The sequence below is a fragment of the Lysobacter soli genome, from assembly GCF_003382285.1.
GTDB lineage: Bacteria > Pseudomonadota > Gammaproteobacteria > Xanthomonadales > Xanthomonadaceae > Lysobacter_J > Lysobacter_J soli.
Genome location: NZ_QTJR01000005.1, coordinates 242,724 through 265,803, shown reverse-complemented (window position 1 = coordinate 265,803; position 23,080 = coordinate 242,724). Strand labels below are relative to the sequence as shown.

Sequence of the window (23,080 nt, the reverse complement as noted above, 5' to 3'; positions counted from 1 at the left end):
AGCTCCCATCGTCCGCGACCCGGCGAGTGTAACCAGCCGTTGCGCTACAGTGCGCCGGTCCGGCCAGGCGAAACGTCGAATGCGCATCCAGAGCTCGCTCACCGTCGAAGCCACGCACGGCACCTTCGGCAGCCGCCGCTGGATGGAGTTGTTGACGGCCATCGGCAGCGAGGCGTCGATCGCCGCCGCCGCGCGCAGTGTCGGCCTGAGTTACAAGGCCGCGTGGGACGCGGTGGACGCGATGAACAACCTTGCCGATGCGCCACTCGTCGAACGCGTCGTCGGCGGCAAGGGCGGTGGCGGGACGCGACTGACGCCTGACGGCGAACGCCTCGTCGCAACGTGGCGCGAAGTCGAAGCGCAGAACGCGCGCTTCGTTGAGATGCTCAACGAGCGCATCGCGCACGCCGGACGCGATCTGGACATCATCGGGAGGTTCGCCATGCTCACCAGCGCCCGCAACCATCTGGCCGGCCGCATCGCGCGCATCACGCGTGGCGCCGTGAACGATGAAGTGGAACTCGAACTGGGCGGCGGCGGACGCATCGTCGCCATCGTCACGCACGAGAGCACGGCGAGCATGGGGCTGGCGATCGGCACGAAGGCAATCGCGCTGGTGAAGGCGTCCAGCGTCATCGTCGGCACGGATCTGGAGGGCGTGAAACTCTCCACGCGCAACCAGCTGGCGGGCACCGTCGTCCGCATCGACCGCGGCGCGGTGAATACGGAAGTGGTGATCGACGTGGATGGCGGCAATTCGATCGCCGCCATCGTCACCAATGCATCGGCCGAACGCCTCGCGCTCTCCGAAGGAAAACCGGCGACCGCGCTGTTCAAGGCGTCGAGCGTGATCCTCGCCGTCACTCCGTGACCGCCGGCTGCAATCGGCCGCGTTCCATGCCGAGCACGCGATCGGCGAGGTAATCCAACTCGCTGTGCGCATGGGTGACGTAGAGCATCGGCAGGCGCGTTTCGTCCTTGATGCGTTTGAGGAACGGCAGGATCTGCTGCTTGAGGCGGTCGTCCAGCGAGGACAGCGGTTCGTCGAGCAGCAGCAACTGCGGCGAATAGAGCAGGGCTCGGCCGAGCGCCACGCGCTGGCGTTCGCCGCCGGACAGCAGCGTCGGGCGGCGATCGAGCAGCGACGTGATTTCCAGCAGTTCCGCCACGCCGGACAGGTCGAAGCGGCGCATCGCGGCGGGAATGCGCGCGTGGCCGAAAAGCAGGTTCTGTCGAACGGTCAGGTGCGGGAACAGCTGGCCGTCCTGGAACACCAGGCCGACGTGGCGATCCCACGCGGGCACGAAGCGGCGTGCATCGGTATCGACCAGCACGCGTTCGCCCAGCCGCACGCGGCCGTTCGACGGCGCGAGCAGTCCGGCGAGCAACGCGAGCAGCGTGCTCTTGCCCGAGCCGGACGGCCCGTACACGCCGGTGACGCCACCGCCGACGTCGGCCACGGCGTCGAGCAGGAAATCGGCGCGCGCAAACCGGAGGTCAAAGCTCAGCATGCGGCCCCCGGTCGAGGTAACCCAGCCGGCGTTCGGCGCGCAGGCTGATCCAGCGGCTGACCAGCAACGCAGCCACGGCGAGCGCGATCGACAGCAGCGACAGGCGCAACGCCGCCGCTTCCCCATCGGGCACGTGCGTGAGGCTGTAGATCGCCAGCGGCAACGTGCGCGTTTCCCCGGGGATGTTGCCGACGAAGGCCATCGTCGCGCCGAATTCGCCCAGGCTGCGAGAGAAGCACAGGATGCAGCCGGCGATCAGGCCCGGTGCCGACAGCGGCAGCGTCACGCTGAAGAACGTGTCCCACGGCTTCGCGCCGAGCGTCGCCGCGGCCTTCTCGAGACGGGGATCGATGAGGCGGATCGCGAGCCGGATCGGCTGCACCATCAGCGGAAACGCCATCACCGCCGACGCGATCACCGCGCCCTTCCACGTGAAGGCGATCGTGATGCCGAACGTCGCAAGCAGCCATGCACCCAGCGGCCCCTGCGTGCCCAGCAGCAACAGCAGCAGATAGCCCGGCACCACGGGAGGCAGCACCATCGGCAACTGCACGAGCGTGTCGATCCACACCTTGCCGGGGAACTGGCGGCGTTCGAGCAGCCAGCTCAGCGCGATGCCGAACGGCAGGCATGCGGCCGTCGCGCACAGCGCAACCTTCGCCGACAGCGCCAGCGCATCCCATTCTTCAGGCGACAGCCACATCGTCAGCGCGTTCCGGTGGTGAATCCGTACTTCGCGAAGATGCGCGCGGCCGTCTTCGACGTCTTCACGAACTGCAGGAATGCCGCCGTTTCGGGGCGTGCGCCACGCACGGCGGCGATCGGGTAGACGATGGGCTTGTGCGTGTCGGCGGGGAATGTCGCGATGACTTCGACCTTCCGGCTGATCTTCGCATCGGTCGCATAGACGATGCCGAGCGGGCATTCGCCGCGTTCGACGAAGGCCAGCGCCGTGCGCACGTCGTCGGTACCTACGACGCGACTTTGCAGCGCGTTCCACCAGCCCAGGTGCTGCAGCGCCTCGCGCGCATAAATGCCGACCGGGACGACACCGGGCTCACCGGTGCACAGCTTTCCGTCGAACGCGCCGGCCAGGTCGAAGCCGTGCTTCATGGTGACGGGAAAGCGCCGGCTCTGCGGCACGATCAAGACCAGCGAATTCCCGACGACGTTGGCCCGGGTGCCGGGTTGCAGCTTGCCGCGCTGGTCGAGGTAATCCATCCACGTGGCATCGGCCGAGGCGAAGACATCGGCGGGCGCGCCGGCCTCGATCTGCTTCGCGAGCGCCGAAGACGCCGCGAAGGCGAGGCTCGGCTTCGCGTGGCCGGCCTTCTCCCACTCGGTGGCGATTTCGTTGAGCGCGTTGGTCAGGCTGGCGGCGGCGAATACGCGGACGGGCTGTTCGGCGAGCGCGGGGAAGGCGAGGGCGAGCGCCAGCGCGCACAGCGCGGCGCGGCGGATCCAGTCGGACATCGGGGGCTCCGGCGGGCGGGATATAGGGCGCTATATAGCGCATCCGCCGCGAAGGTGCCTCCTCGGAGCCTTGTCCGGTCAGAACCCTATCCGCTCAGAACGGATCCCGCGCCCAGCTCTCGTGCGCGATCGCCTCCACGTGGCCCCAGTCCAGATCGTTGGACAGCACGCTGGAGTACCAGCCCAGCCGCAGGTGCGGCTCGACTTCATCCCAGTCCAGGTGCGACAGATGGGCGCGTGCGGTGCGTCCGAGATCCTCGAGGAACGACCGCTGGCTATCGGTGACGGGCAGCTCGTGCATGGCGCACTCCCGGTTCGACGGGGATGTACGACCCTACGCCACTTTTGTTACGACGTGGCTGAATGCCTGAACGGCGCAGCCTTTCCCGCGTTGGAATGTTTGCGAGGTGCGCCGACGCGAACGCCGGCGCACCGTTGGCCCGATCAAGCGTGGATCAGCTGCGAATGAAGGCCAGCAGATCCGGGTTGATCGTGTCCGCGTGCGTCGTGCACATGCCATGCGGAAAACCCGGATACACCTTCAGCGTCGCGTTGCGCAGCAACTTGGCCGACAGGCGCGCCGAATCGTCGATCGGCACGATCTGGTCGTCGTCGCCGTGCATCACCAGCGTGGGCACCTCGATGCTCTTGAGGTCTTCGGTGAAGTCGGTTTCGGAGAACGCGGCGATGCAGTCGTACTGCGGCTTCGCGCCGCCCATCATGCCCTGGCGCCACCAGTTCTGGCGGACGGCTTCCGACAGCTTCGCGCCATCGCGGTTATAGCTGTAGAACGGCACCGGGAAGTCCCAGTAGCAGCCGGCGCGATCGGCCATGACGCTTGCGCGGATGCCATCGAACACGGATTTGTCCAGGCCGCCGGGATTACTTGCCGACTTCACCATCACCGGCGGCACCGCGCCGATCAGGACCAGCTTCGCAACGCGGCCCTTGCCGTGCCGGGCGACGTAGCGTGTCGCTTCGCCGCCGCCGGTGGAATGGCCGATGTGGATCGCGTCGCGCAGGTCGAGTTCCTTCGCGAGCGCCGCGACGTCGGCGGCGTAGGTGTCCATCTCGTTGCCGGTGGCGGTCTGCGTCGAACGCCCGTGACCGCGGCGGTCGTGCGCGACCACGCGATAGCCCTCCGCCAGGAAGAACTGCATCTGCGTGTCCCAGTCGTCGCCACACAGCGGCCAGCCGTGGTGGAAGACGATGGGCTGACCGGTTCCCCAGTCCTTGTAGAAGATCTGGGTGCCGTCCTGCGTGGTGATGTAGCTCATGTCGGTGGTCCTCGGGTGGGGGAGGGGTGGAGCATCGGGCGGAGCAGCAGCAACATGGATTCCGCGGTGCGCGCCGGACTTGCCGCCGCCAGAAATGAGGTGACCGGTTTACTGCAATCGCAACACGTGATGCGCCGAAACCAGTCGCAGTTTTTCGGGATTGCGCTGCACGAAGACGTTGACGATGCGCTCGCCGTCCGTTTCGAACGACATCACCGATTCCAGTTCGCCCTGTATGTAGCGCAGCAGTCCCATGCGGCCGTTGACCAGCGCCAGTTCGTGGCGCAGGCCTTCCTTGAAGCGCAGTCGCGCGGCGTAGAGCAGCGCGGCGATGCGATCGCCACCGACCATGGGCTTCGGGAAACTCGTGACCACGCCGCCGCCGTCGCCGACCAGCACCGCGGACTCGGCCATCAACGCCTTCATGCCGCTGAAATCGCCGCTGGCGACCGCGTCGAGGAAGCGCTGCATCAGCCGGCGATGCACGTCGTCAGGTACGTGGTATCGCGGGCGTTCGTCGCGCAGTTGCGCCTTCGCGCGATGCACGATCTGACGGCACGCCGCCTCGGATTTGCCGACGACTTCCGCGATCTGCGCGTAATCGGCGTCGAACACTTCATGCAGCAGGAAGGCCGCGCGCGCGTCGGGCGCCAGGCGTTCGAGCACCGTAAGGAAGGCGATCGACAGGTCGCTCGCCGCTTCCTCCACCTGTTCCGGCGTGGGCGATGCGCCGTCGAAATCGGTGAGCACCGGTTCGGGCAGCCAGATGCCGACGTAATGTTCGCGATGCGTGCGCGCAAGCCGAAGCTTGTCGATCGCACGCCGCGTGGTGGACGCGACCAGCCAGGCTTCGGCGTTGTCGACGCGACCGGTGTCCGTGTCGTGCCAGCGCAGCCACACGTCCTGCACCACGTCCTCGGCTTCGGCCATCGATCCGAGCATCCGGTATGCCACGCCGAGCAGGCGCGGTTGCAGGCGACCGAAGGTGGCGGTGGCGTCGTCCATCGCGCGCTCGAACGGATCGGAACCCCGAGTGTGGCACAGCGCATCGGCGCCGGGATGACAGCGCGGCCCGGTCACTTCGGCGGAAGGACCGGCGGCTTGCCCACGTCCTTGAGCAGGAAGACGACGAACTTCGCCGGCTCGGTCTTGCTTGCGTTGCGGCCGACGGTGTGAAGGTCGCGCGGGCCTTCGTGGAAGGCTTCGCCGGGCTTCAGCGTGACTTCCGGTCCGCCCTTCACGCCCATGACGATGCTGCCTTCGAGCACGTACACGAAGCCGTGCGCGTCGTGGCGGTGGATCGGATCGGCGCCACCGGGCGGGTACGCGACCTCGAGGATCGTGACTTCCTTGCCGGGGTAATCCTCCAGCGCCCTGGTCATCACGGGCGTGACGACGGGTTCCGGTGCGGTGGCGGGTTCGGCGGCAAGACTCGTGCCGACGATTGCGAAGGACGACAGCGCGAAGGCGAGCGGCAACAAGCGCATGGCGAAGGACCGGTGTGGGGGAACGAGGTCAGGCTAGGCAGTCGGGGAGGTCGGGGGTAGCCATGGCCGCGGACGCACCGTGTTGCGCGCGGTGCACCAATGGCGCGACGGAACGGCCTCGTCACACGCAGGCGCCCTGCAACGTCTACAGGGCATGGACGCGGATTTCCCCCTGCCTTTCGACAAGCGCCTGCCGACGCCGGCCGAACGCGTGTGGGCGGAATTCCTTTCCGTGCTGGATGCCTTGCCTCCCACCGCCCGCGCCGCCTTCATGCTGCACGACGTGTTCGGCGCCACCCTCGAGGATGTCTCGAACGTCCTCGGCCAGCCGCCTGCGGCATGCCGCGAGCAGCTGGCGATGGCGCGCCGCTGCGCGCACGAACACGCACGGCGCCTGGCTTCTCCCACGAGACCGTCATGAATATCGCCCGCCTCGCACCCGAACCCGATTCGCACGCGGTCAAGGCGATCGCGCGAACCGACGTCAGCGATGCGCTGACCGCCAGCTTCGCGGCCAGTTACGCCGGCGTGGTCGCCTTCATCGCCGTCGCCAGCGAAGGCAGCTTCGCGCGTGCCGCCGATCGCCTCGGCATCGGCCGCTCGGCGGTGAGCCGCAGCGTGCAGAAGCTCGAAAGCCAGCTCGGCGCGCGACTGTTCCTGCGCACCACGCGTTCGACCTCGCTCACGCGCGAGGGCGAGTTGTTCTACGAAGGTTGCCGCCCGGGCGTCGAACGCATCCTGCAGGCGCTGGAGGAGATGCGCGATCTGCGCGAAGGCCCGCCGCGTGGCGAGCTCCGCATCAGCGCGACGCACGCCTTCGGGCGCAAGGTCATCGCGCCGCTGCTGGCGGGCTTTCGCGCGCAATTTCCTGCCGTGTCGATCGAACTCCTGCTCGAAGATCGAGTCCTGGATCTCGCCGGCGACCGCATCGACATCGCGTTCCGCGACGGCGCGCTGGAAGACAGCCAGGTGATCGCGAAACAGCTGATTCCGATGCAGCTGCTGGTATGCGCTTCGCCCGATTACGCGCGGCGCAACGGTTTGCCGCAGATCGCCGCCGAGCTGGACGCGCACCCGTGCATCAACCAGCGCCTGGCGAACGGGCGGCTGCAATCGTGGGATTTCCGTGTGGACGGAAAGCCGCTGAGCCTGCGGCCATCGTCCACGCTGGTGTTCAACGATGCGGACCTCGCGATGCAGGCCGCGCTGGACGGGCAGGGCATCGCGCAGCTGCCTGCCTACCAGGTGCGCGATGCGATATGCGACGGCGCGCTGGTGACGTGCCTGGATGCGTTCGCCCCGGACGATCGCGGCCATTACCTGTGCTACCTGAGCCGACGCCAGCAACCCAAGCGCATCCGCGCGTTCATCGACTACATCACCGCGCAGGTGCGGGCGCTGGATCTGGACGTGATGGCGCACTGGGAATCGACGCAGGCATCGCGCGCAGTCGCGGCCTGATGCGATTGATGCGTGCAGGGCAACAACCTGCGTCCGCCTGAAGGTCTACCGCCGTGGCGACGCGATTCCTAGCATCGAAGTTCATCCACCATCGCCGACGCAGTGTTCGTGCGCGTCGGCTCACCCGGTAGCGGAGGTCGTCATGAAAGTCGTCGTCATCGGTGGAACCGGGCTTATCGGCAGCAAGGTCGTCGAGCGCCTGCGCAAGGCCGGCCATGAGGTCGTCGTCGGCGCACCGGCCAACGGCATCGACGTGCTCAGCGGTGAAGGCCTCGACGCCGCACTGGCCGGCGCGCAGGTCGTGGTCGATCTTGCGAACTCGCCGGCGTTCGATCGCGAATCGGCGCTGAAATTCTTCCAGACCGCCGGACAGAACCTGCTCGCCGCGGAAGCGAAGGCGGGCGTCGGCCACCACATCGCGCTGTCGGTCGTCGGCACGCAGAAGCTGTCCGGCAGCGGCTACTTCGTCGGCAAGGCCGAGCAGGAACGGCTGATCCGCGAATCGGGCATTCCGTACACCATCATCCATTCCACGCAGTTCTTCGAGTTCCTGCCGGGCATCGTGAAGTCCGGCGAGCAGGACGGCGTCGTGCGACTGCCCACCGCCAACGTGCAGCCCATCGCATCCGACGACGTCGCCGATGCGGTGACGCGGCATGCGCTCGGCGCGCCGGTGAACGGCGTGACCGAGATCGCCGGGCCCGAGCGCGTGCGCCTGTCCGAACTCGCGCAGCGCTTCCTCGACAGCACGAAGGACGAGCGCAAAGTTGTCGGCGATCCGCACGCGCTGTACTTCGGCGTGGAGCTGCAGGACGACACGCTCGTTCCCGACGGTGAAGCGTGGCACGGCGAACTCGGATTCGCGCAGTGGCTGCAGCGTTCTGACGTCGCACGTCCTGCCGCCCGCGGCTGAAGCCGCTCACGCATCCAGCGTCGAGGAGCAAGCGCCATGCACACCGGAAAGTCCTACAGGCTGCCCGAATTCATCGGCTGGACGCGTCGCACGATCTACGTGCTGATCGTGGTGAGCGCGGTGCCCGTCCTGCTGTACCAGCTGGCGGGCTGGCACTGGCTCGCGATTCCGTGGGGCGTCGTGTTCCTGCTGGGCACGACCGTGGCACTGTCGTCGGGCTTCAAGAACGTGCAGACCTACAACCGCATGCAGGAGGCGCAGCAGGTCTGGTCGTCGATCGCCAGCAGCAGCCGCGTGCTGGGCGCGACCGCGCGCGATCTCTGCGCAAACAACGATGCTGCGCGCAGCCTGGTGTATCGCCACCTCGCGTGGCTGGCCGCACTGCGCTTCGAGATGCGCCAGCCGCGCGTGTGGGAGAACGCGCGGAAGGCGAACAACGTCGAATACCTCCGCCTTTACCGCATCCCCGAACGCGAGCAGACGCTGGCGAACGAACTGGTGAAGTACCTGCCGCCGGGCGAGGCGGCGCAGGTGCTGGAATCGCGCAATCGCGCCCTGCAGGTGCTGGGGCTTCAAAGCCGGGCGACGAAGGAACTGCTTGGCGACGGCAAGCTCACGATGAACGGTTTCTCCGACCTGCAGAAGCTCATTCGCGATTTCCAGGACCTACAGGGGAAGAGCGAACGCATCAAGGATTTCCCGTATCCGCGGCAGCACGCGTTCATCAACACGCTGTTCGTGCGGATCATGTGCGTGCTGCTGCCGTTCGGCATGATCGGCGAGTTCGAACGCCTCAACGCGGCGGTCGACGGCTGGGCGAAGGGCGGCATGGTGTGGCTCGTCATCCCGCTGAGCCTGTTGATTTCGTGGATGTACTGCGCGCTCGACCTGGTCGGCGAGAGCACGGAGAACCCGTTCGAAGGCGGCGCCAACGACGTGCCGATCAGCCGCATCAGCCAGGAAGTGGAGATCGACCTGCGCGAACTGCTGGGCGAGCAGGGCGTGCCGGCCGAAACGCTCGCGACGGGCGACATCGCGATGTGAGGCGGACTCGTCGACCGCACGAACAAACGCCCCGGCAGGCCGGGGCGTTTGCTGTCACGCGATACGGAACGGCCGATCAGGTGCCGGTGAGCAGCGTCAGGTTGTAGTTCTGCAGGATCGGCAGCACGGGCTGGTAGAAGCTGCGCGTGCGGTTGTTCGGCGTCTTGCCCTTGCAACTGCCGCTGCCGCCCGAAAGGACGCCTTGCGCCTGGCCCGCGCCGGTGATGAACGAGCCACCGGAATCGCCGCCTTCGGAGCAGGCCGTGGTGCGCGTGAGGTTGAGGATCGTCTCGCCGGTGCTGTAGCTCACCGTCTGGTTCTTCGCCTCGATCGTGCCGCAGCGCCATCCGGTCGTCCGACCCGAACGGCAGATCGCCGCGCCGACCGCCGCTTCGGTGCTGCCGCGAACGGTGACGTCGCCGTTGCCGTATCCATCGACCGTCGGCGCCAGCGTGTGGCCCGAATCGACCTTCACCCAGGCGAAGTCGTTACCGGTCTGTCCTGCCGCGGGGAAGCTGGAAGCGACGAACGATCCGATCTTCGGCCCGAGCGTCCACTGCGACGGCTCGAAGTACACCGGCTCGCCCGCGTCGCCGCAGTGGCCGGCCGTGACGTAGCCGCCCTGGGTGACGGGGAATCCGATCGAGCAGGCGTAGAGGTAACCGTCGCCCGGATTGCGCAGGTAACCCAGGCCGCCTTCGAGCGCGACGCGCAGGCTCGGTTGTTCCTCGGCGGTTTCGATGCGCACGGTCTGCACGTCGGCGCCGCTGGCGGCGACGAAATCGATGCCGGCCTGTTCCCGACCCTTGCCCACGCTCACCACGAGGCTGTTGCGCGGCAGGTCGACGTACCAGCCGTACACGCCCGCCGGCACCTTGCCCGCGCGAGCGAGCAGACCGTCGAGTTGTCCCTTGGCGGTTTCCAGTTGCACCAGACTGTGGCGGGCGTTGCGGACTTCGACATCGGCCGTTCCCTTCGCAGCGCGCAGGGACGTCGTCGCCACCACGACATGGAATTCGCCGTTGGCCTTGCGCTCGATCCAGCTTCCCGCGAACGCGCGACCCTGCGCCTTCGCCAGTTGTTTCTCCTGCACGTTCGCAAGACGTTCGATGCGCAGGTACTGCGAGAGCTGGTTCGAGGTGAGATTGAGGTCGCGCTCCATCGCCGCGCGCACCGAGGCGTGCAGCGTGTCGGACGGATCGGCAGCGTGCGCCGTCATCGCGGCGAACAGCGGAATCGGCGAAAGCAGAATCAGGCCGCGACGGGCCCAGGAAGCGAACTTGCGCATCGGCATTACCCCGGAAGTGGAAGGTCGGATCGCCGGGCTTTTCGCGATTACGGCGTGGTCTGGGTGCAGTCGAACGGCCCGGACGACGGATGCTGCTGTCGGCTTTGCTAGCAGCGTGTGAAGTTCGCCGCAGGCTCCGATCGCGGGACGATTGCACGCCGATTTCTGTGATGCGCTACGCGATCGCAGGCTCTTGCTGTCGGAGAACTGTCGGAAGCTCGTGAAGCAAGGCCGCGCGTGGAGACCGCGCCGGCGGCGCATTTGCGATGGATGAGGCTGCTTCGGCTACCCGTGTGAATGGGCGTTCCTTGCCACCGGGTTGGTTGCCGCGAACTACTTCGCGTAGCCCTTCAGCAGCTCTACGATCGCCTGCGCTTCGCGCGCACGCTTCGTCGGCGACGCTTCGGCCACGACGTGTTCGGCGAGGTGGCCGGACAGCACTTCCATCATCAGCCCGTGGATCGCGCCCTTGGCGGCCGCGATCTGGATGAGCACGTCCGCGCAGTCGGCATCGGCTTCGAGCGCATGCTCGAGCGCCGCCACCTGGCCTGCGACGCGCCGCACGCGTGTCAGCAGCTTCTTCTTGTCGCGATTGACGTGCGCCATGGGACGCGAGGCTATACCCTATGGGGGTATCCAGTCCAGCATCCCGCACGCATGAATCTCGATGCCATCGCCGACAGCCGGCGCCACAGCCACGCCTTCGACCAGGGCAACCCGCTCGCCGAGCGCAACACCCGCCGCGCGATGTGGCTCACGCTCGCGATGATGGTCATCGAGATCACCGGCGGCTGGTGGTTCAACTCGATGGCCGTGCTCGCCGACGGCTGGCACATGAGCTCGCACGCGCTGGCGCTGGGTCTGTCGGCGTTCGCTTACGCATGCGCGCGACGCTACGCGGGCGATCGGCGATTCGCCTTCGGCACCTGGAAGATCGAGATCCTCGGCGGCTACACCAGCGCCATCGCGCTGATGGGCGTGGCGGCGCTGATGGCGTTCCAGTCGGTCGAACGCCTGTTCAATCCGAGCGCGATCCATTACGAGCAGGCCATCGCCATCGCGGTGGTCGGCCTCGCGGTCAACCTGCTGTGCGCGTGGTGGCTGCGCGACCATCATCCGCACGGGCACGACCACCATGACCATCACCACGGCCATGACCATCATCACCACGACCATCATCACGGACATCACCACCATCACGATCTGAACCAGCGCTCCGCCTACCTGCACGTGATCGCCGATGCGGCGACGTCCGTGCTCGCGATCGTCGCGCTGCTGGGCGGCATGATGTTCGGCGCGGCGTGGCTCGATCCGGTGATGGGCCTCGTCGGTGCGGCGCTGGTGGCGGTCTGGGCCTGGGGCCTGGTCCGCGACAGCGGGCGCATCCTGCTCGATGCTCAGATGGACGCGCCGGTCGTGGAGGAGATCCGCGAAGCGATCGAGGAGGGCGAGGTACGCGCGCGGATCAGCGATCTGCATGTCTGGCAGGTCGGACGCGGAAAGTACGCCTGCACGGCGGAGGTCGTCACCGATGCGCCGGTCGAACCGGACGTCTTCCACCAGGCGCTGTCCGTCCACGAAGAGATCGTGCACGTGACGATCGAGGTGCGGCACGCCACCCGGTAGGTTCAGCGAAGCCCTTGTGTGTGGCGGGGGCTTGCCAGCCTACCAACTGGTAGGTAGAGTTCCTGCACTTACAGGAGCGACCCATGACCATTTCTCCCCTCGGCTGGCTGCACACGCTAGGCAGCCTCCCGGCCATCCCGCTCGCCGCGTACATGCTGTTCAAGCACGGCCGCATCGCCCCGGCGACCGGCGCGGGGCGGGCGTACTTCTGGTTCATGCTGCTCGGCGTGCTCACGGTCTATCCGATCGCGCACCAACCCGTGAGCGCGATCGTCGCCACGGTCACGCTTGTCGCGCTGCTGGTGGGCTATGGCCTCTCGAAGTGGCCGGGCCGGCCGCGCGCCGCGCATTACGTCGAAACGGCGGCGCTCAGCCTCAGCGTCTTCCTGCTGATGGTGCCGACCGTCAGCGAGAGCCTGCGGCGACTGCCCGCCGGCCACCCGCTGGTGACCGACATGAAGGATCCGCTGCTGCTCGGTGCGCAGGGCGTGCTGCTGCTGTTGCTGCTGGTCGGCGTTCCGCTGCAGTTGCGCTCGATCTCGAAGCAACAACCGGCCTTGAATCCGTCAGTTGCCTGATGTCGCAGCCCGACCCGGAGACGTCGATGCAGTACTCCCCGAAAGCGCAGGAAATCATCCAGCGTGCGAACGAGCTGATCGCGGCGGGTGGCTACAACGGCTTCAGCTACGCGGATATCGCCGAGCTGGTCGAAGTGCGCAAGGCCAGCATCCATCACCACTTCCCGAGCAAGGCCGACCTGGTCAAAGCCACCGTCGTCGTGCATCGGAATGCCACGCGCGCCGGCCTGCAGGCGCTGGACGATGCGGTCCCCGATGCGCTGGATCGACTGGTGGCCTACAGCCGCTTCTGGGCCGAGTGCATCGAGAAGGCGAGCCCGCCGATCTGCATCTGCGCGTTGCTGGCAGCGGAACTGCCTTCGGTCCCGCCAGAAGTCGCCGAGGAGGTGAAGGGGCACTTCGACGAACTGCACGCGTGGATCGCGAGCACGCTGGAAGAGGGCACTTCGAAGGGCGTCATCGAATTGCGCGACAGTCCGGCGTCGGAAGCAGTGACCTTCGTCGCCTCGATCCACGGCGCCATGCTGGCTGCGCGTGCGGCGGGGGATGCCTCGCTTTTCTGGACGATCGCGAGGACGGCAACCGACCGATTGAAGGCGTCCTGACGCGGCGTGCGCGCTCGAAGCACGCGAGCCCGTCACCCCAATGCACTTACAATCGCCTCATGGACTATCAGCTGATCATCAAGTTCTGGCGCAAGTCGCTGGCGAACGAGGACTTCCTTGCGACCATCGAGGCCGAGCTGAAGCAGGCGCTTGGCGACAAGGTCGAACTCGAGGGTTACGACGTCAGTCGCGACGAGATCAACCTGTTCATGCTGACGGCCGATCCGCGGCAGTCGTTCCGCAAGGCGCGCGACGTGCTGGAGCGCATGGGCATCGAGAACGGCGTGTCGAGCGCCTATCGACTCGTCGGCGGCGCGAAGTTCACCTCGCTGTGGCCGCTGCGCACGACGCGCAAGTTCAAACTTCCCTAGCGGCGTTCGCTCGCCGAACGGAAGTTCCAAGTCAGGCGATCTCCGGCAGGTGATCGAGCAGCTTGTCCAGCGTGATCGGGTATTTGCGCACGCGGAATCCCGTCGCGTTGTGGATCGCGTTCGCCACCGCCGCGCCGACGCCGCAGATGCCCAGTTCGCCCACGCCCTTGGCTTTCATCGGCGATGACATCGGATCGGTTTCGTCGAGGAAGATCACGTCCTGGTGCGGGATGTCGGCATGCACCGGCACCTCGTAGCTGGCGAGGTCGTGGTTGACGAAGAAGCCCAGGCGCTGGTCGATGGCGAGTTCCTCCATCAGCGCGGCACCCACGCCCATGGTCATCGCACCGATCACCTGGCTGCGCGCGGCCTTCGGGTTGAGGATGCGGCCGGCCGCGCACACGGCCAGCATGCGACGCACGCGGATCTCGCCGGTGTCGGCATGCACGGCGACTTCGCAGAAATGCGCGCCGAAGGTGGATTGCTGGTAGCGCTTGTCGAGGTCGCCGTATTCGATGCGGTCCTCCGCGACCAGTTCGCCGTCCTTCGCGGCATCGGCGAGCGCGAGGCGACGATCGCCCGATTCGACGCGCCCATCGACGAACGTCGCCGTCGCGGGATCGATGCCGAGTTTCTTCGCGACGTCCTCGCGCAGTTTCGAACACGCGGCGAACACGCCGGCGGTGGAGTTGTTGCCGCCCCACTGGCCGCCCGAGCCGCACGAAACGGGGAACGTCGAATCGCCCAGTTTCACCACGACGTTGTCGAGCGGAACGCCCATCATCTCCGCGGCGGTCTGCGCGATGATCGTGTACGAACCGGTGCCGATGTCGGTCATGTCGGTTTCGACGGTGACGATGCCGCGTCCATCCAGCCGCACGCGCGCCGCCGACTTGGTCACCAGGTTGTTGCGGAACGCGCTCGCCACGCCCATGCCGACCAGCCAGCGTCCTTCGCGCACGCTGCCGGGTTTGGTCGCGCGCTTGCTCCAGCCGAAACGCTCGGCGCCGGTGCGCAGGCATTGCACGAACTGGCGCTTGGAGAACGGCCGTGACGGGTTTTCCGGATCGACCTGCGTGTCGTTGAGGATGCGGAATTCCACCGGGTCCATGCCCAGTTTTTCCGCCATCTCGTCCATTGCCACTTCCAGCACCATCATGCCCGGCGCTTCGCCGGGCGCGCGCATCGCGTTGCCCTCGGGCAGGTCGAGCGTCGCCAGGCGCATGCGCGTCATGCGGTTCTCGCCGGCGTAGAGCAGGCGCGTCTGCTGCGTCGCCACTTCAAGCCCGCCACCGGGCAGGTCGCCGTTCCAGCTCTCGTGGCCGATCGCGGTGAGCTTGCCGTCCTTCGTCGCGCCCAGGCGCACGCGCTGGATCGTGGCGGGGCGATGCGTGGTGTTGTTGATCATCAGGGGGCGCTGCAGCGCGACCTTCACCGGCCGCTTCGCCGCGCGGGCGCCGAGCGCCGCCATCAGTGCGTCGGCGCGAAGGAAGAGCTTTCCGCCGAAACCGCCGCCGATGTAGGGCGAGATGAGGCGCACGTTTTCTTTCGGGATGCCGAGCGTTTTCGCGAGGTCGCCGACGCCCCAGTCGATCATCTGGTTCGACGTCCACACGGTGAGCTTGTCGCCATTCCACGCCGCGATGGACGCGTGCGGTTCCATCATCGCGTGCGATTCGTCTGGCGTCGTGTAGGTCGCGTCGAACTGCACCGGCGCGTTCCTGAAGGCCGTTTCGAAATCGCCCGCACCGCTGTCGGGCTTCTCGTTCTTCGGCGCGATGGCGTCGGGCTTGGCCTTCTCCAGGTCGTACGCGCCTTTCGTGCGCTGGTAGTCGACGCGGATGAGCTGCGCGGCGGCCCGCGCCTGCTCGAAGGTTTCGGCGACGACGACGGCGATGGCCTGGTGGTAGTGCTGGATCTCCGGCCCGCCGAGCAGTTTCGCCGTGTTGAACCTGCCGAGGCCGAGCGTGCCGGCATTCTTCGCGGTCACGACGGCGAGCACGCCCGGCGCCTTGCGCGCGGCGCTGTCGTCCAGAAGCGCAATGCGCCCCTTTGCGATGCCGGCGCCGATCACGTAGCCGTACGCCTGGTTCGGCACGACGTCGTGGCGTTCGTAGGCGTAGGGCGCGGTGCCGGTGGTCTTCAGCGGGCCTTCGATGCGATCGGTCGCCTTGCCGACGACCTTGCCCTGGTCGATGGGATTGGTGGTGGCGGGCGTGTCAAACTTCATGCGGTCCTCCCGGCCTCGACCAGAACGGCGGCGATGGTGCGTTCGGCGAGCGGCTTCTTGAACGCGTTGTCGTGCGTGGTGCGTGCGCCGTCGAGCAATGCCGAGGCAACCGCACGAGCCCCTTGTGGCATCGCGGCGTCGGCGGCCTCGACACGCCACGGCTTGTGCGCGACGCCGCCCATCGCCACGCGCCCGGTGCCGTCGCGCTGCACGATGGCCGCCACCGACACGAGCGCGAAGGCATACGACGCACGATCGCGTACCTTGCGGTAGATCTGCGTCCCGCCGACGGGTTTGGGCAGCGTGACCGCGGTGATCATCTCGCCGGGTTTCAAGGTGTGTTCGATATGCGGCGTATCGCCGGGCAGGCGATGCAGGTCGGCGATGGGGATCGCGCGCGTCTGGCCCTGCGGGTCGACGGTTTCGACCACCGCATCGAGCACGCGCATTGCCACTGCCATGTCGCTGGGATGCGTCGCGATGCAGGCGTCGCTCACGCCGACGATCGCGTTGTGGCGCGAGAAGCCGCCGAGCGCGGAACATCCGCTGCCGGGCAGGCGTTTGTTGCATGCCTGGTCGGTGTCGTAGAAGTAGGGGCAGCGCGTGCGCTGCAGCAGGTTGCCGGCGGTGGTCGCGCGGTTGCGAAGCTGCCCCGACGCACCCGACAGCAGCGCTCGCGACAGCACGGGGTAGTCGCGCCGCACGGTCCTGTCTGCGGCCAAGTCCGTGTTGCGCACGAGCGCGCCGATGCGCAGCCCGCCGCCATCGGCCTTCGCGATCTCATCCAGCCCCACGCCGTTCACGTCGGCCAGATGCGTCGGCGTTTCGATGTCGAGCTTCATCAGGTCGAGCAGGTTGGTGCCGCCGGCGATGAACTTCGCGCCGGACTGTCGTGCGACCGCCGCGGCGGCTTCCGCCGGCGTGCGGGCACGTTCGTACGAGAAGGCCTTCATGCCAGCCCTCCCGCGACGTCGCCAATGGCGTCCATGATGTTGGAGTACGCGCCGCAGCGGCAGATGTTGCCGCTCATGCGCTCGCGCGCCTCGTCCACGCTCAGGCGCGTCCGTGCGGTGAGGTCGCCGGTCACGTGGCTGGGGATGCCGGCCTTCACTTCGTCCAGCATCGCCACGGCCGAGCAGATCTGCCCGGGCGTGCAGTAACCGCACTGGTAGCCGTCGTGCTTCACGAACGCGGCCTGCATGGGGTGCAGGTTCTGCGGCGTGCCGAGGCCTTCGATCGTGGTGATCTTGGCGCCTTCATTCATCACCGCCAGCGTGAGGCACGAATTGATGCGGCGTCCGTCGACGATGACCGTGCACGCGCCGCACTGGCCGTGGTCGCAACCTTTCTTCGTGCCCGTGAGGCGCAAGTGCTCGCGCAGCGCGTCCAGCAGCGTCGTGCGCGTATCTAGTTCGAGCGAGCGCGACTGGCCGTTCACTTCGAACGTCACCTTGGACATCACCACTGGCCTGGCCTCCGCGCGGGCGGTCGCTTCGTTCGCCAGCGTCGCCATGGCGGGCAGCGCACCCGACGCAGCCGTGACGGTGCCCGCGATCAGCACCTTTCGCCGGCTCACCCGTGTTTCGAGCGGATTGATGTCGAGGCCGCGCGGGTCGAGCGGAGATTCCTTGTCCATTGGCTAGGGTTCCCGGGAGAGGAATGGCTAGGGGACGTCGCGAAACCCGATTGTTACCACGCGAGCCGGCATGGTTGCGTGATCGCATGCGCTCCAGCGCCAGTGCGTGCATGCGGCAAGGCGAGCCGTTTCGCGGCGCTCCTGACTTCTGGCGGTGTACCGTCGGCGGCGCCTCGGGCACCATCAGGCAATCCACGGGGGAACCACGATGTCGAAGATCGCTCCGAAGCTGTGCGCCGCCGGCGCCCTGTTGTTGTCCTTCGCGATGCCCGCCGCCGCGCAGGACCTGGCCGTCGTCGGTGCGCGCGTATATCCCGCACCGGACGCGGCACCGATCGACGATGCGACGGTGTTGATCCGTGACGGTCGCATCATAGCGGTCGGCCCGCGCAAGGGCGTCAAGGTTCCTCGCGGAACGCAGGTCGTCGACGGCCGCGGCGCCAGCGTGACGGCGGGCTTCTGGAACAGCCACGTCCACCTGATCGCGCCGCCGTTCCACCGTCCCGATGACCAGCCCGCCGAGGCGCTAACGGGCGCCTTGCGCGACCGCTTCACGCGATGGGGCTTCACCACGCTGTTCGATATCGCATCGCTGCCCGGCGACGTGCGCGCCCTGCGCCAGCGCGTCGAGCGTGGCGACGTGGTCGGCCCGCAGCTGCTCACCGTCGACATGCCGTTCTTCCCCGAACGCGGTACGCCGATCTACGTGCGCGAGCTGTGGGCGCAGACGAAATCGCCCAGCGGCGAGGTGGCGACCGTGGAGCAGGCACGTTCGCGCGCGGCCGCGCAGATCGAGGCCGGCGCGGATGGCGTGAAGCTGTTCACCGGCGCGATCGTCGGCCCGCCGCAGGGCGTGCTGCCGATGTCGAAGGAGATCGCGCATGCCATCGTCGAAGAGGCGCACGCGCATGGAAAACCCGCGTTCGCGCATCCCACCGACCAGGCCGGGCTGAATGTGGCGGTCGACAGCGGCGTCGACGTGCTGGCGCATACGGCGCCGGACGCGGGCGAGTGGTCGCCGGCGCTGGTCGCGCGCCTGAAGGCCGCGAACGTGGCCTTGGTGCCCACGCTGACGCTCTTCGATTCCGAGCTTCGCCGCGAAGGCGCGCCGGAGGCCGTGGTGCAACGTTTCATCGGCGCGGTGACGCAGCAGACGGGTGCGATGTCGCGCGGCGGCGGGCAGATCCTGTTCGGCACCGACGCCGGCTACATCGAGGTCTACGACACGCACCTGGAGTATCGGCTGATGAGCGCGGCGGGTCTGGACTGGCGCCAGATCCTGGTGAGCCTCACCACCGCGCCCGCGCAGCGCTTCGGGCAGGGGGCGCAGCGCGGTCGCGTGGCGGAAGGCTTGGCCGGCGATCTCGTCGTGCTTCGCAGCGACCCGCAAGCCAGCACGGACGCCTTTGCGGACGTGCGCATGACGGTGCGCGACGGACGCGTGATCTACGACGCCGCCACCGCGCCACCGCAACGCTAGTCCGATACGCGCACGACGAGCTTGCCGAAGTTGCGGCCCTGCAGCAGCCCGATGAACGCGTCGGGCGCCTGTTCGAGGCCGTCGACGATGTCCTCGATCAGCACGATGCGGCCTTCGTCGATCCACTGCGCCATGTCGCGACGGAAGTCGGCGAACCGCGTCGCGTAATGGTCGAGGATGATGAAGCCCTGCATGCGCACGCGCCTGGCGAGGATGACGCCGAGCAGTTGCGTGCGCTTGTCGACACACGCCTCGCCGCCGCGTGGCTGGTTGTAGTGCGCGATGAACCCGCACACCGGAATGCGTGCGTGGAGGTTCAATAGCGGCAGTACCGCGTCGAGCACCTCGCCGCCGACGTTCTCGAAGTACACGTCGGTGCCGTCGGGGCATGCGGCGGCCAGGCGCGATTTCAGATCGGGTTCGCGATGGTCCAGGCAGGCGTCGAAGCCCAGTACCTCGACTGCATGCCGGCACTTGTCCGCACCACCGGCGATGCCGACCACGCGCGCGCCCTTGAGCTTCGCCAGTTGGCCGACGACGGAACCGACCGCGCCCGTTGCCGCGGCCACGACGACGTTCCGGCCCTCTTCCAACGGGAGAGGGTGTCGGAATGACGCGCAACAAAGCGGTAACGCGGTCCAACTGTGGGCGATACAGCGCTGCGCTGTTGTTTCAGCCTCGAAGGCAAACGCAAAGTTGAAGGTCGGTGCATTCCAGCCTTCGCCGGAACGACGATGCGCGCGGAGATGGCGTGACGGTCAACCGCGTTCGCCAGGCGCCTGTATCGCAGGCGCATGCGCCGCCATGAGTTCGACGATCCAGTCGATGAAGATGCGCAGCTTCCGGCTCACGTGGCGGCTGGGCGGAAAGGCGACGTACAGCGGCATCGGATCGAGTTGCCAGTCTTCGAACAACGCAACCAGCTCGCCGCGTTGGAGCGGTGCGCGCGCCATGTACTGCGGAAGCCACAGCACGCCAAGGCCGGCGATTCCCGCCGCGAGGTAGGCGTTTCCGTCATCCACCGACAGGTCGTGACGTCCTCGCACCTGCAGCGTCTCGTCGCCGCGCCGGATCGCGTGCGCCAGCGGCGCGCCGGTGCGGGAGCTGCGATATCCGATGACGCGATGGAGGCCGTCCTCGAGCTCCCGCGGATGCACCGGCGTGCCTGCGCGCGCGAGGTAGGCGGGCGCGGCGTAAACGCCCAGGAGCAGGTCGGCCACGTGTCTTGCCCGGAGCGAGGGCTCGGTGATCTCGCCGCCGCGCACGACGCAGTCGACGTTTTCGTCGATCAGGTCCACCTTGCGGTCGCTCGCGCCGAGGTCGAGTTGCAGATCGGGAAACCGCGCATGGAAGGCGGGCAGGGCGGGCACCACGATGTGGCTCGCCAGCGGCGCGGGCACGTCCACGCGCAGACGACCGCGCGGCGCATGCGAAGCCGCCGACAGGCTGGTCTCGGCATCGTCCAGGTCCGCGAGCAGCCGCACGACGCGCTCGTAGTACGCCGCGCCGTCGGCGGTGACGTTGACCTTGCGCGTCGTGCGATGGAGCAGCTTCACGCGCAGGTGCGCTTCCAGCTGCTGCACCAGCTGCGTCACGCGCGTCTTGCTGGCCTGCAGCGTTTCCGCGGCCCGGGTGAAGCTGCCGGTCTCGACCACGCGAACGAACGCCTGCATTGCGTCGATACGGTCCAATGCGGGTCTCCAACGGGCCGGGATTGTTTGGATTCTACAAACAGTGATCGCGCAATCGGCGTGTTTATCGGGAAACGGCCGGTACCTAGAGTGGTCGGCACGCCGGACGACGCTGCGTCGTCCACCCACGAACAGGGCCCAGGAGAATCCCCATGACACCCCGCGACGCTGTTTTCCCCGAAGGTCGGCACGAGCTGTACACGAAACATGCGTATTCCGCGGCGATCAGGTCGGGCGACCTGCTGTTCGTCTCCGGACAGGTAGGAAGCCGCGACGACGGCTCGCCCGAGCCGGACTTCGAAGCGCAGGTCCGGCTGGCATTCGCCAATCTCGAGGCGACCCTGAAGGCCGCCGGATGCGGGCTCGATGACATCGTCGACGTGACGAGCTTCCACACCGATCCGCAGCGCCAGTTCGATACGGTGCTTGCCGTGAAGAACGACGTGTTTCCGAAGGCGCCTTATCCCAACTGGACGGCGGTCGGCGTCAACTGGCTCGCCGGCTTCGACTTCGAGATCAAGGTCATCGCGCGCATTCCGGCCTGATGCGACGTGGGCGCAGCGCAGCCCATCCGTGCCTCCGCTCCGATAGACTCCTCGCGCGGCTCTGAACCAACTCCGACGCTGGTCCGGCGAGGCGAAACCACCATGTGTCCACGCTCGCGCAGTGCGTTGATGCGGCTTGCCATCGTCGTACTCGCACTTGCGCCCGTGGCGTGCCGGTCGCCCGGAGAGTCGCGCCCTCATGTCGAGTGCTGCTCCCCGCAGCTTCAGCCGGCGACGGTGGAAGCTCACGAGGACGCCGCGCGCGCATGGGCGAATTCCGCCCGACGCGCGTCCACGCCGGCAGCCGCCGGACGAGCGTGGTTGCTCTGCGCCGCACACGCGTACGACGCCTTGAAGGGCGGGGCGGCGTCGTCGAACGACATGGCCAACCTCGCAACACGATGCACCGACGACTTCCTGGGCTACGCCCTCACGCAGAACCGGTCGTGGAGCAAAGGGCCGCTGCGAGTGGCGGGCACGGAGCTGAGCGTCGAGTTTCGCCAGCTCTCGCGGTACCTGGTGCCGCCGCTCGACGTGACGCTGGCGCGCGAAGTGTCGATGGAGTTGTATCGCGGAAAGCGCTTCAGCACGGACGGCTTCGGGGTGCCGCTGGCGCTCCTCGGAAAGCGCTGCGAGGACGCCCCTGAGTGCTCGCTGCTGCCGCCGGAAGGCGTGTTCCGGGGAGCGACCGCGTGGGTCGAGACGGATGCGCACCGCCGCCCGGTCCTGGTCCTTTCCGATCCGCTACGAACGCCGCAGGTGACGATCGGCGCGTCGCACTATTTACTCGCCAGCGACACCTCCGCCGCGTGGGCGCGCGGTGCGCAAACCTCGAAGTTGCATCGTCTCGGGGTCTGGGGCCTGTTCGGCGGGCGTGAAGTCGGACGGCGCGCGGGCGTCTTCCTGCTCGAGGATTACGATCCGGACAAGAAACCGCTTGTCATGATCCACGGGCTGGGCAGCAGCCCGCTGATGTGGGCGGGGCTGTCGAACGAGATATGGGGCGACGCGGCGCTGCGTTCGCGCTACCAGGTGTGGCATGTCGTCTACCAGACGAACGCGCCGCTGCTCGTGAACCGGCTGCGCGTGCAGGGGTACCTCGACGCGGCCTGGAAAGCGCTGGATCCGGAGGGCGACGATTTCGCGCGGTCGAACATGGTGCTGGTCGGCCACAGCCTCGGTGGCGTGGTCGCGCGCATGCTCTGCTCGGACAGCGGCGACGTGCTCTGGAACGCGGCTTTCGTGACCGACGCAGGCCGGATGCACGCCGCGCAGTCCGATCTGGCGATCGTGGATGCGACTTTCCACTTCAAGGCGTATCCCGGCGTCGGCCGGGCGATCTTCCTCGCGGCGCCCCATCGCGGAAGTCCCACGGCGACGCGCTGGTTCGGCCGCGTGGCCCGGGTACTCGTCGGTCGGCGCGCGCCTGAAATCCAGTCGCTGCGGCGCGTCGCGCAGGCCAACCCCGAGGCGGTCCAGCCCGAACTGCTGGATCGATACCTGCGCGGCTGGGTCAACAGCATCTCGACGTTGCAGAGCGCGCAACCGGTGCGCGCCGCGGGCGAGCGCCTGATGCCGAGGGAAGGGATCGCGTACCACACGATCGCCGGTGCGTTGCCACGTTACGACTTCGAATCCGATGGCGTAGTGCCTGTCGCGAGCACGCTGCTCGACGGCGCGCAGTCGACGCTGGTGGTGCGTTACGGCCACGACCTGGAAGAAAGCCCCGAGGCGCTCGCCGAGATTTCCCGGATCCTGCACGAAGACGTTGCGTGTGGTCCGGGCTGGCCGGGCGATCTGCCATCAAGCACGGCGGCGTGCGCGACTCCGTCGTTTTCGCGGGAGTAGGGCAGGCGGGCGCAGG

General features: G+C 67.5%; 26 protein-coding genes. 12 read left to right on the top strand and 14 right to left on the bottom strand.

The window, feature by feature from the left end; translation table 11 throughout:
* The first annotated feature begins 79 nt into the window (after positions 1-79).
* A complete protein-coding gene (locus DX912_RS09815; protein ID WP_115842318.1) occupies positions 80-871 on the top strand; it encodes a TOBE domain-containing protein in 792 nt (263 codons plus the stop codon).
* Here DX912_RS09815 and DX912_RS09810 read toward each other — a convergent pair.
* The 7 genes from DX912_RS09810 to DX912_RS09780 all read right to left on the bottom strand — a co-directional run bounded on the left by DX912_RS09810 (position 861) and on the right by DX912_RS09780 (position 5,748).
* Positions 861-1,511, bottom strand: coding sequence for an ATP-binding cassette domain-containing protein (locus tag DX912_RS09810; protein WP_115842362.1), 651 nt, complete (start codon positions 1,509-1,511; stop codon positions 861-863). The genes DX912_RS09815 and DX912_RS09810 overlap by 11 nt on opposite strands.
* Positions 1,498-2,214: a molybdate ABC transporter permease subunit gene (modB, locus tag DX912_RS09805; RefSeq protein ID WP_115842317.1), complete on the bottom strand. Its 717-nt coding sequence runs from the start codon at positions 2,212-2,214 to the stop codon at positions 1,498-1,500. Before modB ends, DX912_RS09810 begins: the two co-directional genes overlap by 14 nt.
* A 2-nt stretch (positions 2,215-2,216) precedes the next feature.
* Complete coding sequence (gene modA / locus DX912_RS09800; RefSeq protein ID WP_115842316.1) at positions 2,217-2,984, bottom strand: molybdate ABC transporter substrate-binding protein; 768 nt, start codon at positions 2,982-2,984, stop codon at positions 2,217-2,219.
* A gap of 94 nt (positions 2,985-3,078) precedes the next feature.
* Positions 3,079-3,285 carry a hypothetical protein gene (locus DX912_RS09795; protein ID WP_115842315.1) on the bottom strand — a complete coding sequence of 69 codons (207 nt, stop codon included), beginning with the start codon at positions 3,283-3,285 and terminating at the stop codon, positions 3,079-3,081.
* Between the two features lie 154 nt (positions 3,286-3,439).
* A complete protein-coding gene (locus DX912_RS09790) occupies positions 3,440-4,261 on the bottom strand; it encodes an alpha/beta fold hydrolase (protein WP_115842314.1) in 822 nt (273 codons plus the stop codon).
* A gap of 108 nt (positions 4,262-4,369) precedes the next feature.
* The gene (locus tag DX912_RS09785) at positions 4,370-5,266 is read right to left on the bottom strand and encodes an RNA polymerase sigma-70 factor (RefSeq protein WP_115842313.1); all 897 of its coding nucleotides are present in this window, start codon (positions 5,264-5,266) and stop codon (positions 4,370-4,372) included.
* A gap of 71 nt (positions 5,267-5,337) precedes the next feature.
* On the bottom strand, positions 5,338-5,748 hold the full coding sequence (locus tag DX912_RS09780; protein WP_115842312.1) for a cupin domain-containing protein: 411 nt from the start codon (positions 5,746-5,748) through the stop codon (positions 5,338-5,340).
* A 79-nt stretch (positions 5,749-5,827) separates the two neighbouring features.
* On the opposite strand from DX912_RS09780, the gene DX912_RS09775 reads away from it, so the two are divergent.
* The 4 genes from DX912_RS09775 to DX912_RS09760 all read left to right on the top strand — a co-directional run bounded on the left by DX912_RS09775 (position 5,828) and on the right by DX912_RS09760 (position 9,166).
* Complete coding sequence (locus DX912_RS09775) at positions 5,828-6,169, top strand: sigma factor-like helix-turn-helix DNA-binding protein (protein WP_147298620.1); 342 nt, start codon at positions 5,828-5,830, stop codon at positions 6,167-6,169.
* A complete protein-coding gene (locus DX912_RS09770; RefSeq protein WP_115842310.1) occupies positions 6,166-7,209 on the top strand; it encodes a LysR family transcriptional regulator in 1,044 nt (347 codons plus the stop codon). Before DX912_RS09775 ends, DX912_RS09770 begins: the two co-directional genes overlap by 4 nt.
* 142 nt (positions 7,210-7,351) lie before the next feature.
* On the top strand, positions 7,352-8,122 hold the full coding sequence (locus DX912_RS09765; protein WP_115842309.1) for an SDR family oxidoreductase: 771 nt from the start codon (positions 7,352-7,354) through the stop codon (positions 8,120-8,122).
* A gap of 36 nt (positions 8,123-8,158) precedes the next feature.
* On the top strand, positions 8,159-9,166 hold the full coding sequence (locus tag DX912_RS09760; RefSeq protein ID WP_115842308.1) for a bestrophin family protein: 1,008 nt from the start codon (positions 8,159-8,161) through the stop codon (positions 9,164-9,166).
* Between the two features lie 76 nt (positions 9,167-9,242).
* Here the strand turns inward: DX912_RS09760 and DX912_RS09755 are convergent, their stop codons facing one another.
* The gene (locus DX912_RS09755; protein WP_181902783.1) at positions 9,243-10,454 is read right to left on the bottom strand and encodes a S1 family peptidase; all 1,212 of its coding nucleotides are present in this window, start codon (positions 10,452-10,454) and stop codon (positions 9,243-9,245) included.
* Between the two features lie 333 nt (positions 10,455-10,787).
* Positions 10,788-11,060 carry a metal/formaldehyde-sensitive transcriptional repressor gene (locus tag DX912_RS09750; RefSeq protein WP_115842306.1) on the bottom strand — a complete coding sequence of 91 codons (273 nt, stop codon included), beginning with the start codon at positions 11,058-11,060 and terminating at the stop codon, positions 10,788-10,790.
* A 51-nt stretch (positions 11,061-11,111) separates the two neighbouring features.
* On the opposite strand from DX912_RS09750, the gene dmeF reads away from it, so the two are divergent.
* The 4 genes from dmeF to DX912_RS09730 all read left to right on the top strand — a co-directional run bounded on the left by dmeF (position 11,112) and on the right by DX912_RS09730 (position 13,634).
* Positions 11,112-12,080, top strand: a complete 969-nt coding sequence (dmeF, locus tag DX912_RS09745) for a CDF family Co(II)/Ni(II) efflux transporter DmeF (RefSeq protein ID WP_115842305.1) — start codon at positions 11,112-11,114, stop codon at positions 12,078-12,080.
* 83 nt (positions 12,081-12,163) lie between these two features.
* Entirely contained in the window at positions 12,164-12,658 is a 495-nt protein-coding gene (locus DX912_RS09740; RefSeq protein WP_115842304.1) for a hypothetical protein, read from the top strand.
* On the top strand, positions 12,658-13,263 hold the full coding sequence (locus DX912_RS09735; protein WP_233433549.1) for a TetR/AcrR family transcriptional regulator: 606 nt from the start codon (positions 12,658-12,660) through the stop codon (positions 13,261-13,263). Before DX912_RS09740 ends, DX912_RS09735 begins: the two co-directional genes overlap by 1 nt.
* Before the next feature lie 59 nt (positions 13,264-13,322).
* Complete coding sequence (locus DX912_RS09730) at positions 13,323-13,634, top strand: hypothetical protein (RefSeq protein WP_115842303.1); 312 nt, start codon at positions 13,323-13,325, stop codon at positions 13,632-13,634.
* Positions 13,635-13,665: 31 nt separating this feature from the next.
* On the opposite strand, the gene paoC is transcribed toward DX912_RS09730, so the two are convergent.
* From paoC to paoA, 3 genes are read right to left on the bottom strand one after another with little or no spacing between them, the layout of a single operon-like run.
* The gene (gene paoC / locus DX912_RS09725; RefSeq protein ID WP_115842302.1) at positions 13,666-15,864 is read right to left on the bottom strand and encodes an aldehyde oxidoreductase molybdenum-binding subunit PaoC; all 2,199 of its coding nucleotides are present in this window, start codon (positions 15,862-15,864) and stop codon (positions 13,666-13,668) included.
* The gene (locus tag DX912_RS09720) at positions 15,861-16,817 is read right to left on the bottom strand and encodes an FAD binding domain-containing protein (protein WP_115842301.1); all 957 of its coding nucleotides are present in this window, start codon (positions 16,815-16,817) and stop codon (positions 15,861-15,863) included. Before DX912_RS09720 ends, paoC begins: the two co-directional genes overlap by 4 nt.
* The gene (gene paoA, locus DX912_RS09715) at positions 16,814-17,440 is read right to left on the bottom strand and encodes an aldehyde dehydrogenase iron-sulfur subunit PaoA (protein WP_425477926.1); all 627 of its coding nucleotides are present in this window, start codon (positions 17,438-17,440) and stop codon (positions 16,814-16,816) included. The genes DX912_RS09720 and paoA overlap by 4 nt, the downstream gene beginning before the upstream one ends.
* Positions 17,441-17,708: 268 nt before the next feature.
* Between paoA and DX912_RS09710 the strand changes: the two genes are divergently transcribed.
* Entirely contained in the window at positions 17,709-18,980 is a 1,272-nt protein-coding gene (locus DX912_RS09710; RefSeq protein ID WP_233433548.1) for an amidohydrolase family protein, read from the top strand.
* Here the strand turns inward: DX912_RS09710 and DX912_RS09705 are convergent.
* Positions 18,977-19,549 carry a zinc-binding dehydrogenase gene (locus tag DX912_RS09705; protein ID WP_233433547.1) on the bottom strand — a complete coding sequence of 191 codons (573 nt, stop codon included), beginning with the start codon at positions 19,547-19,549 and terminating at the stop codon, positions 18,977-18,979. The genes DX912_RS09710 and DX912_RS09705 overlap by 4 nt on opposite strands.
* Before the next feature lie 189 nt (positions 19,550-19,738).
* The gene (locus DX912_RS09700; protein ID WP_220340790.1) at positions 19,739-20,653 is read right to left on the bottom strand and encodes a LysR family transcriptional regulator; all 915 of its coding nucleotides are present in this window, start codon (positions 20,651-20,653) and stop codon (positions 19,739-19,741) included.
* A gap of 170 nt (positions 20,654-20,823) precedes the next feature.
* Here DX912_RS09700 and DX912_RS09695 point away from each other — a divergent pair, with 170 nt between their 5' ends.
* Together DX912_RS09695 and DX912_RS09690 are read left to right on the top strand one after the other, a co-directional pair.
* Positions 20,824-21,216: a RidA family protein gene (locus DX912_RS09695; protein WP_115842297.1), complete on the top strand. Its 393-nt coding sequence runs from the start codon at positions 20,824-20,826 to the stop codon at positions 21,214-21,216.
* Between the two features lie 129 nt (positions 21,217-21,345).
* A complete protein-coding gene (locus DX912_RS09690; protein WP_181902782.1) occupies positions 21,346-23,064 on the top strand; it encodes an esterase/lipase family protein in 1,719 nt (572 codons plus the stop codon).
* The last annotated feature ends 16 nt before the right edge of the window (positions 23,065-23,080 follow it).

Excerpts from the sequence above, each read along its gene's own strand:
- DX912_RS09760 (WP_115842308.1), top strand. The coding sequence starts at position 8,159 with ATGCACACCGGAAAGTCCTACAGGCTGCCCGAATTCATCGGCTGGACG.
- DX912_RS09730 (WP_115842303.1), top strand. The coding sequence starts at position 13,323 with ATGGACTATCAGCTGATCATCAAGTTCTGGCGCAAGTCGCTGGCGAAC.
- DX912_RS09815 (WP_115842318.1), top strand. The coding sequence starts at position 80 with ATGCGCATCCAGAGCTCGCTCACCGTCGAAGCCACGCACGGCACCTTC.
- DX912_RS09770 (WP_115842310.1), top strand. The coding sequence starts at position 6,166 with ATGAATATCGCCCGCCTCGCACCCGAACCCGATTCGCACGCGGTCAAG.
- DX912_RS09740 (WP_115842304.1), top strand. The coding sequence starts at position 12,164 with ATGACCATTTCTCCCCTCGGCTGGCTGCACACGCTAGGCAGCCTCCCG.
- DX912_RS09710 (WP_233433548.1), top strand. The coding sequence starts at position 17,709 with ATGTCGAAGATCGCTCCGAAGCTGTGCGCCGCCGGCGCCCTGTTGTTG.
- DX912_RS09765 (WP_115842309.1), top strand. The coding sequence starts at position 7,352 with ATGAAAGTCGTCGTCATCGGTGGAACCGGGCTTATCGGCAGCAAGGTC.
- DX912_RS09790 (WP_115842314.1), bottom strand. The coding sequence starts at position 4,261 with ATGAGCTACATCACCACGCAGGACGGCACCCAGATCTTCTACAAGGAC.
- DX912_RS09810 (WP_115842362.1), bottom strand. The coding sequence starts at position 1,511 with ATGCTGAGCTTTGACCTCCGGTTTGCGCGCGCCGATTTCCTGCTCGAC.
- DX912_RS09735 (WP_233433549.1), top strand. The coding sequence starts at position 12,658 with ATGTCGCAGCCCGACCCGGAGACGTCGATGCAGTACTCCCCGAAAGCG.
- modB (WP_115842317.1), bottom strand. The coding sequence starts at position 2,214 with ATGTGGCTGTCGCCTGAAGAATGGGATGCGCTGGCGCTGTCGGCGAAG.
- DX912_RS09695 (WP_115842297.1), top strand. The coding sequence starts at position 20,824 with ATGACACCCCGCGACGCTGTTTTCCCCGAAGGTCGGCACGAGCTGTAC.
- DX912_RS09750 (WP_115842306.1), bottom strand. The coding sequence starts at position 11,060 with ATGGCGCACGTCAATCGCGACAAGAAGAAGCTGCTGACACGCGTGCGG.
- paoC (WP_115842302.1), bottom strand. The coding sequence starts at position 15,864 with ATGAAGTTTGACACGCCCGCCACCACCAATCCCATCGACCAGGGCAAG.
- DX912_RS09785 (WP_115842313.1), bottom strand. The coding sequence starts at position 5,266 with ATGGACGACGCCACCGCCACCTTCGGTCGCCTGCAACCGCGCCTGCTC.
- DX912_RS09720 (WP_115842301.1), bottom strand. The coding sequence starts at position 16,817 with ATGAAGGCCTTCTCGTACGAACGTGCCCGCACGCCGGCGGAAGCCGCC.
- modA (WP_115842316.1), bottom strand. The coding sequence starts at position 2,984 with ATGTCCGACTGGATCCGCCGCGCCGCGCTGTGCGCGCTGGCGCTCGCC.
- DX912_RS09755 (WP_181902783.1), bottom strand. The coding sequence starts at position 10,454 with ATGCGCAAGTTCGCTTCCTGGGCCCGTCGCGGCCTGATTCTGCTTTCG.
- DX912_RS09700 (WP_220340790.1), bottom strand. The coding sequence starts at position 20,653 with ATGCAGGCGTTCGTTCGCGTGGTCGAGACCGGCAGCTTCACCCGGGCC.
- DX912_RS09690 (WP_181902782.1), top strand. The coding sequence starts at position 21,346 with ATGCGGCTTGCCATCGTCGTACTCGCACTTGCGCCCGTGGCGTGCCGG.
- DX912_RS09795 (WP_115842315.1), bottom strand. The coding sequence starts at position 3,285 with ATGCACGAGCTGCCCGTCACCGATAGCCAGCGGTCGTTCCTCGAGGAT.
- dmeF (WP_115842305.1), top strand. The coding sequence starts at position 11,112 with ATGAATCTCGATGCCATCGCCGACAGCCGGCGCCACAGCCACGCCTTC.
- DX912_RS09780 (WP_115842312.1), bottom strand. The coding sequence starts at position 5,748 with ATGCGCTTGTTGCCGCTCGCCTTCGCGCTGTCGTCCTTCGCAATCGTC.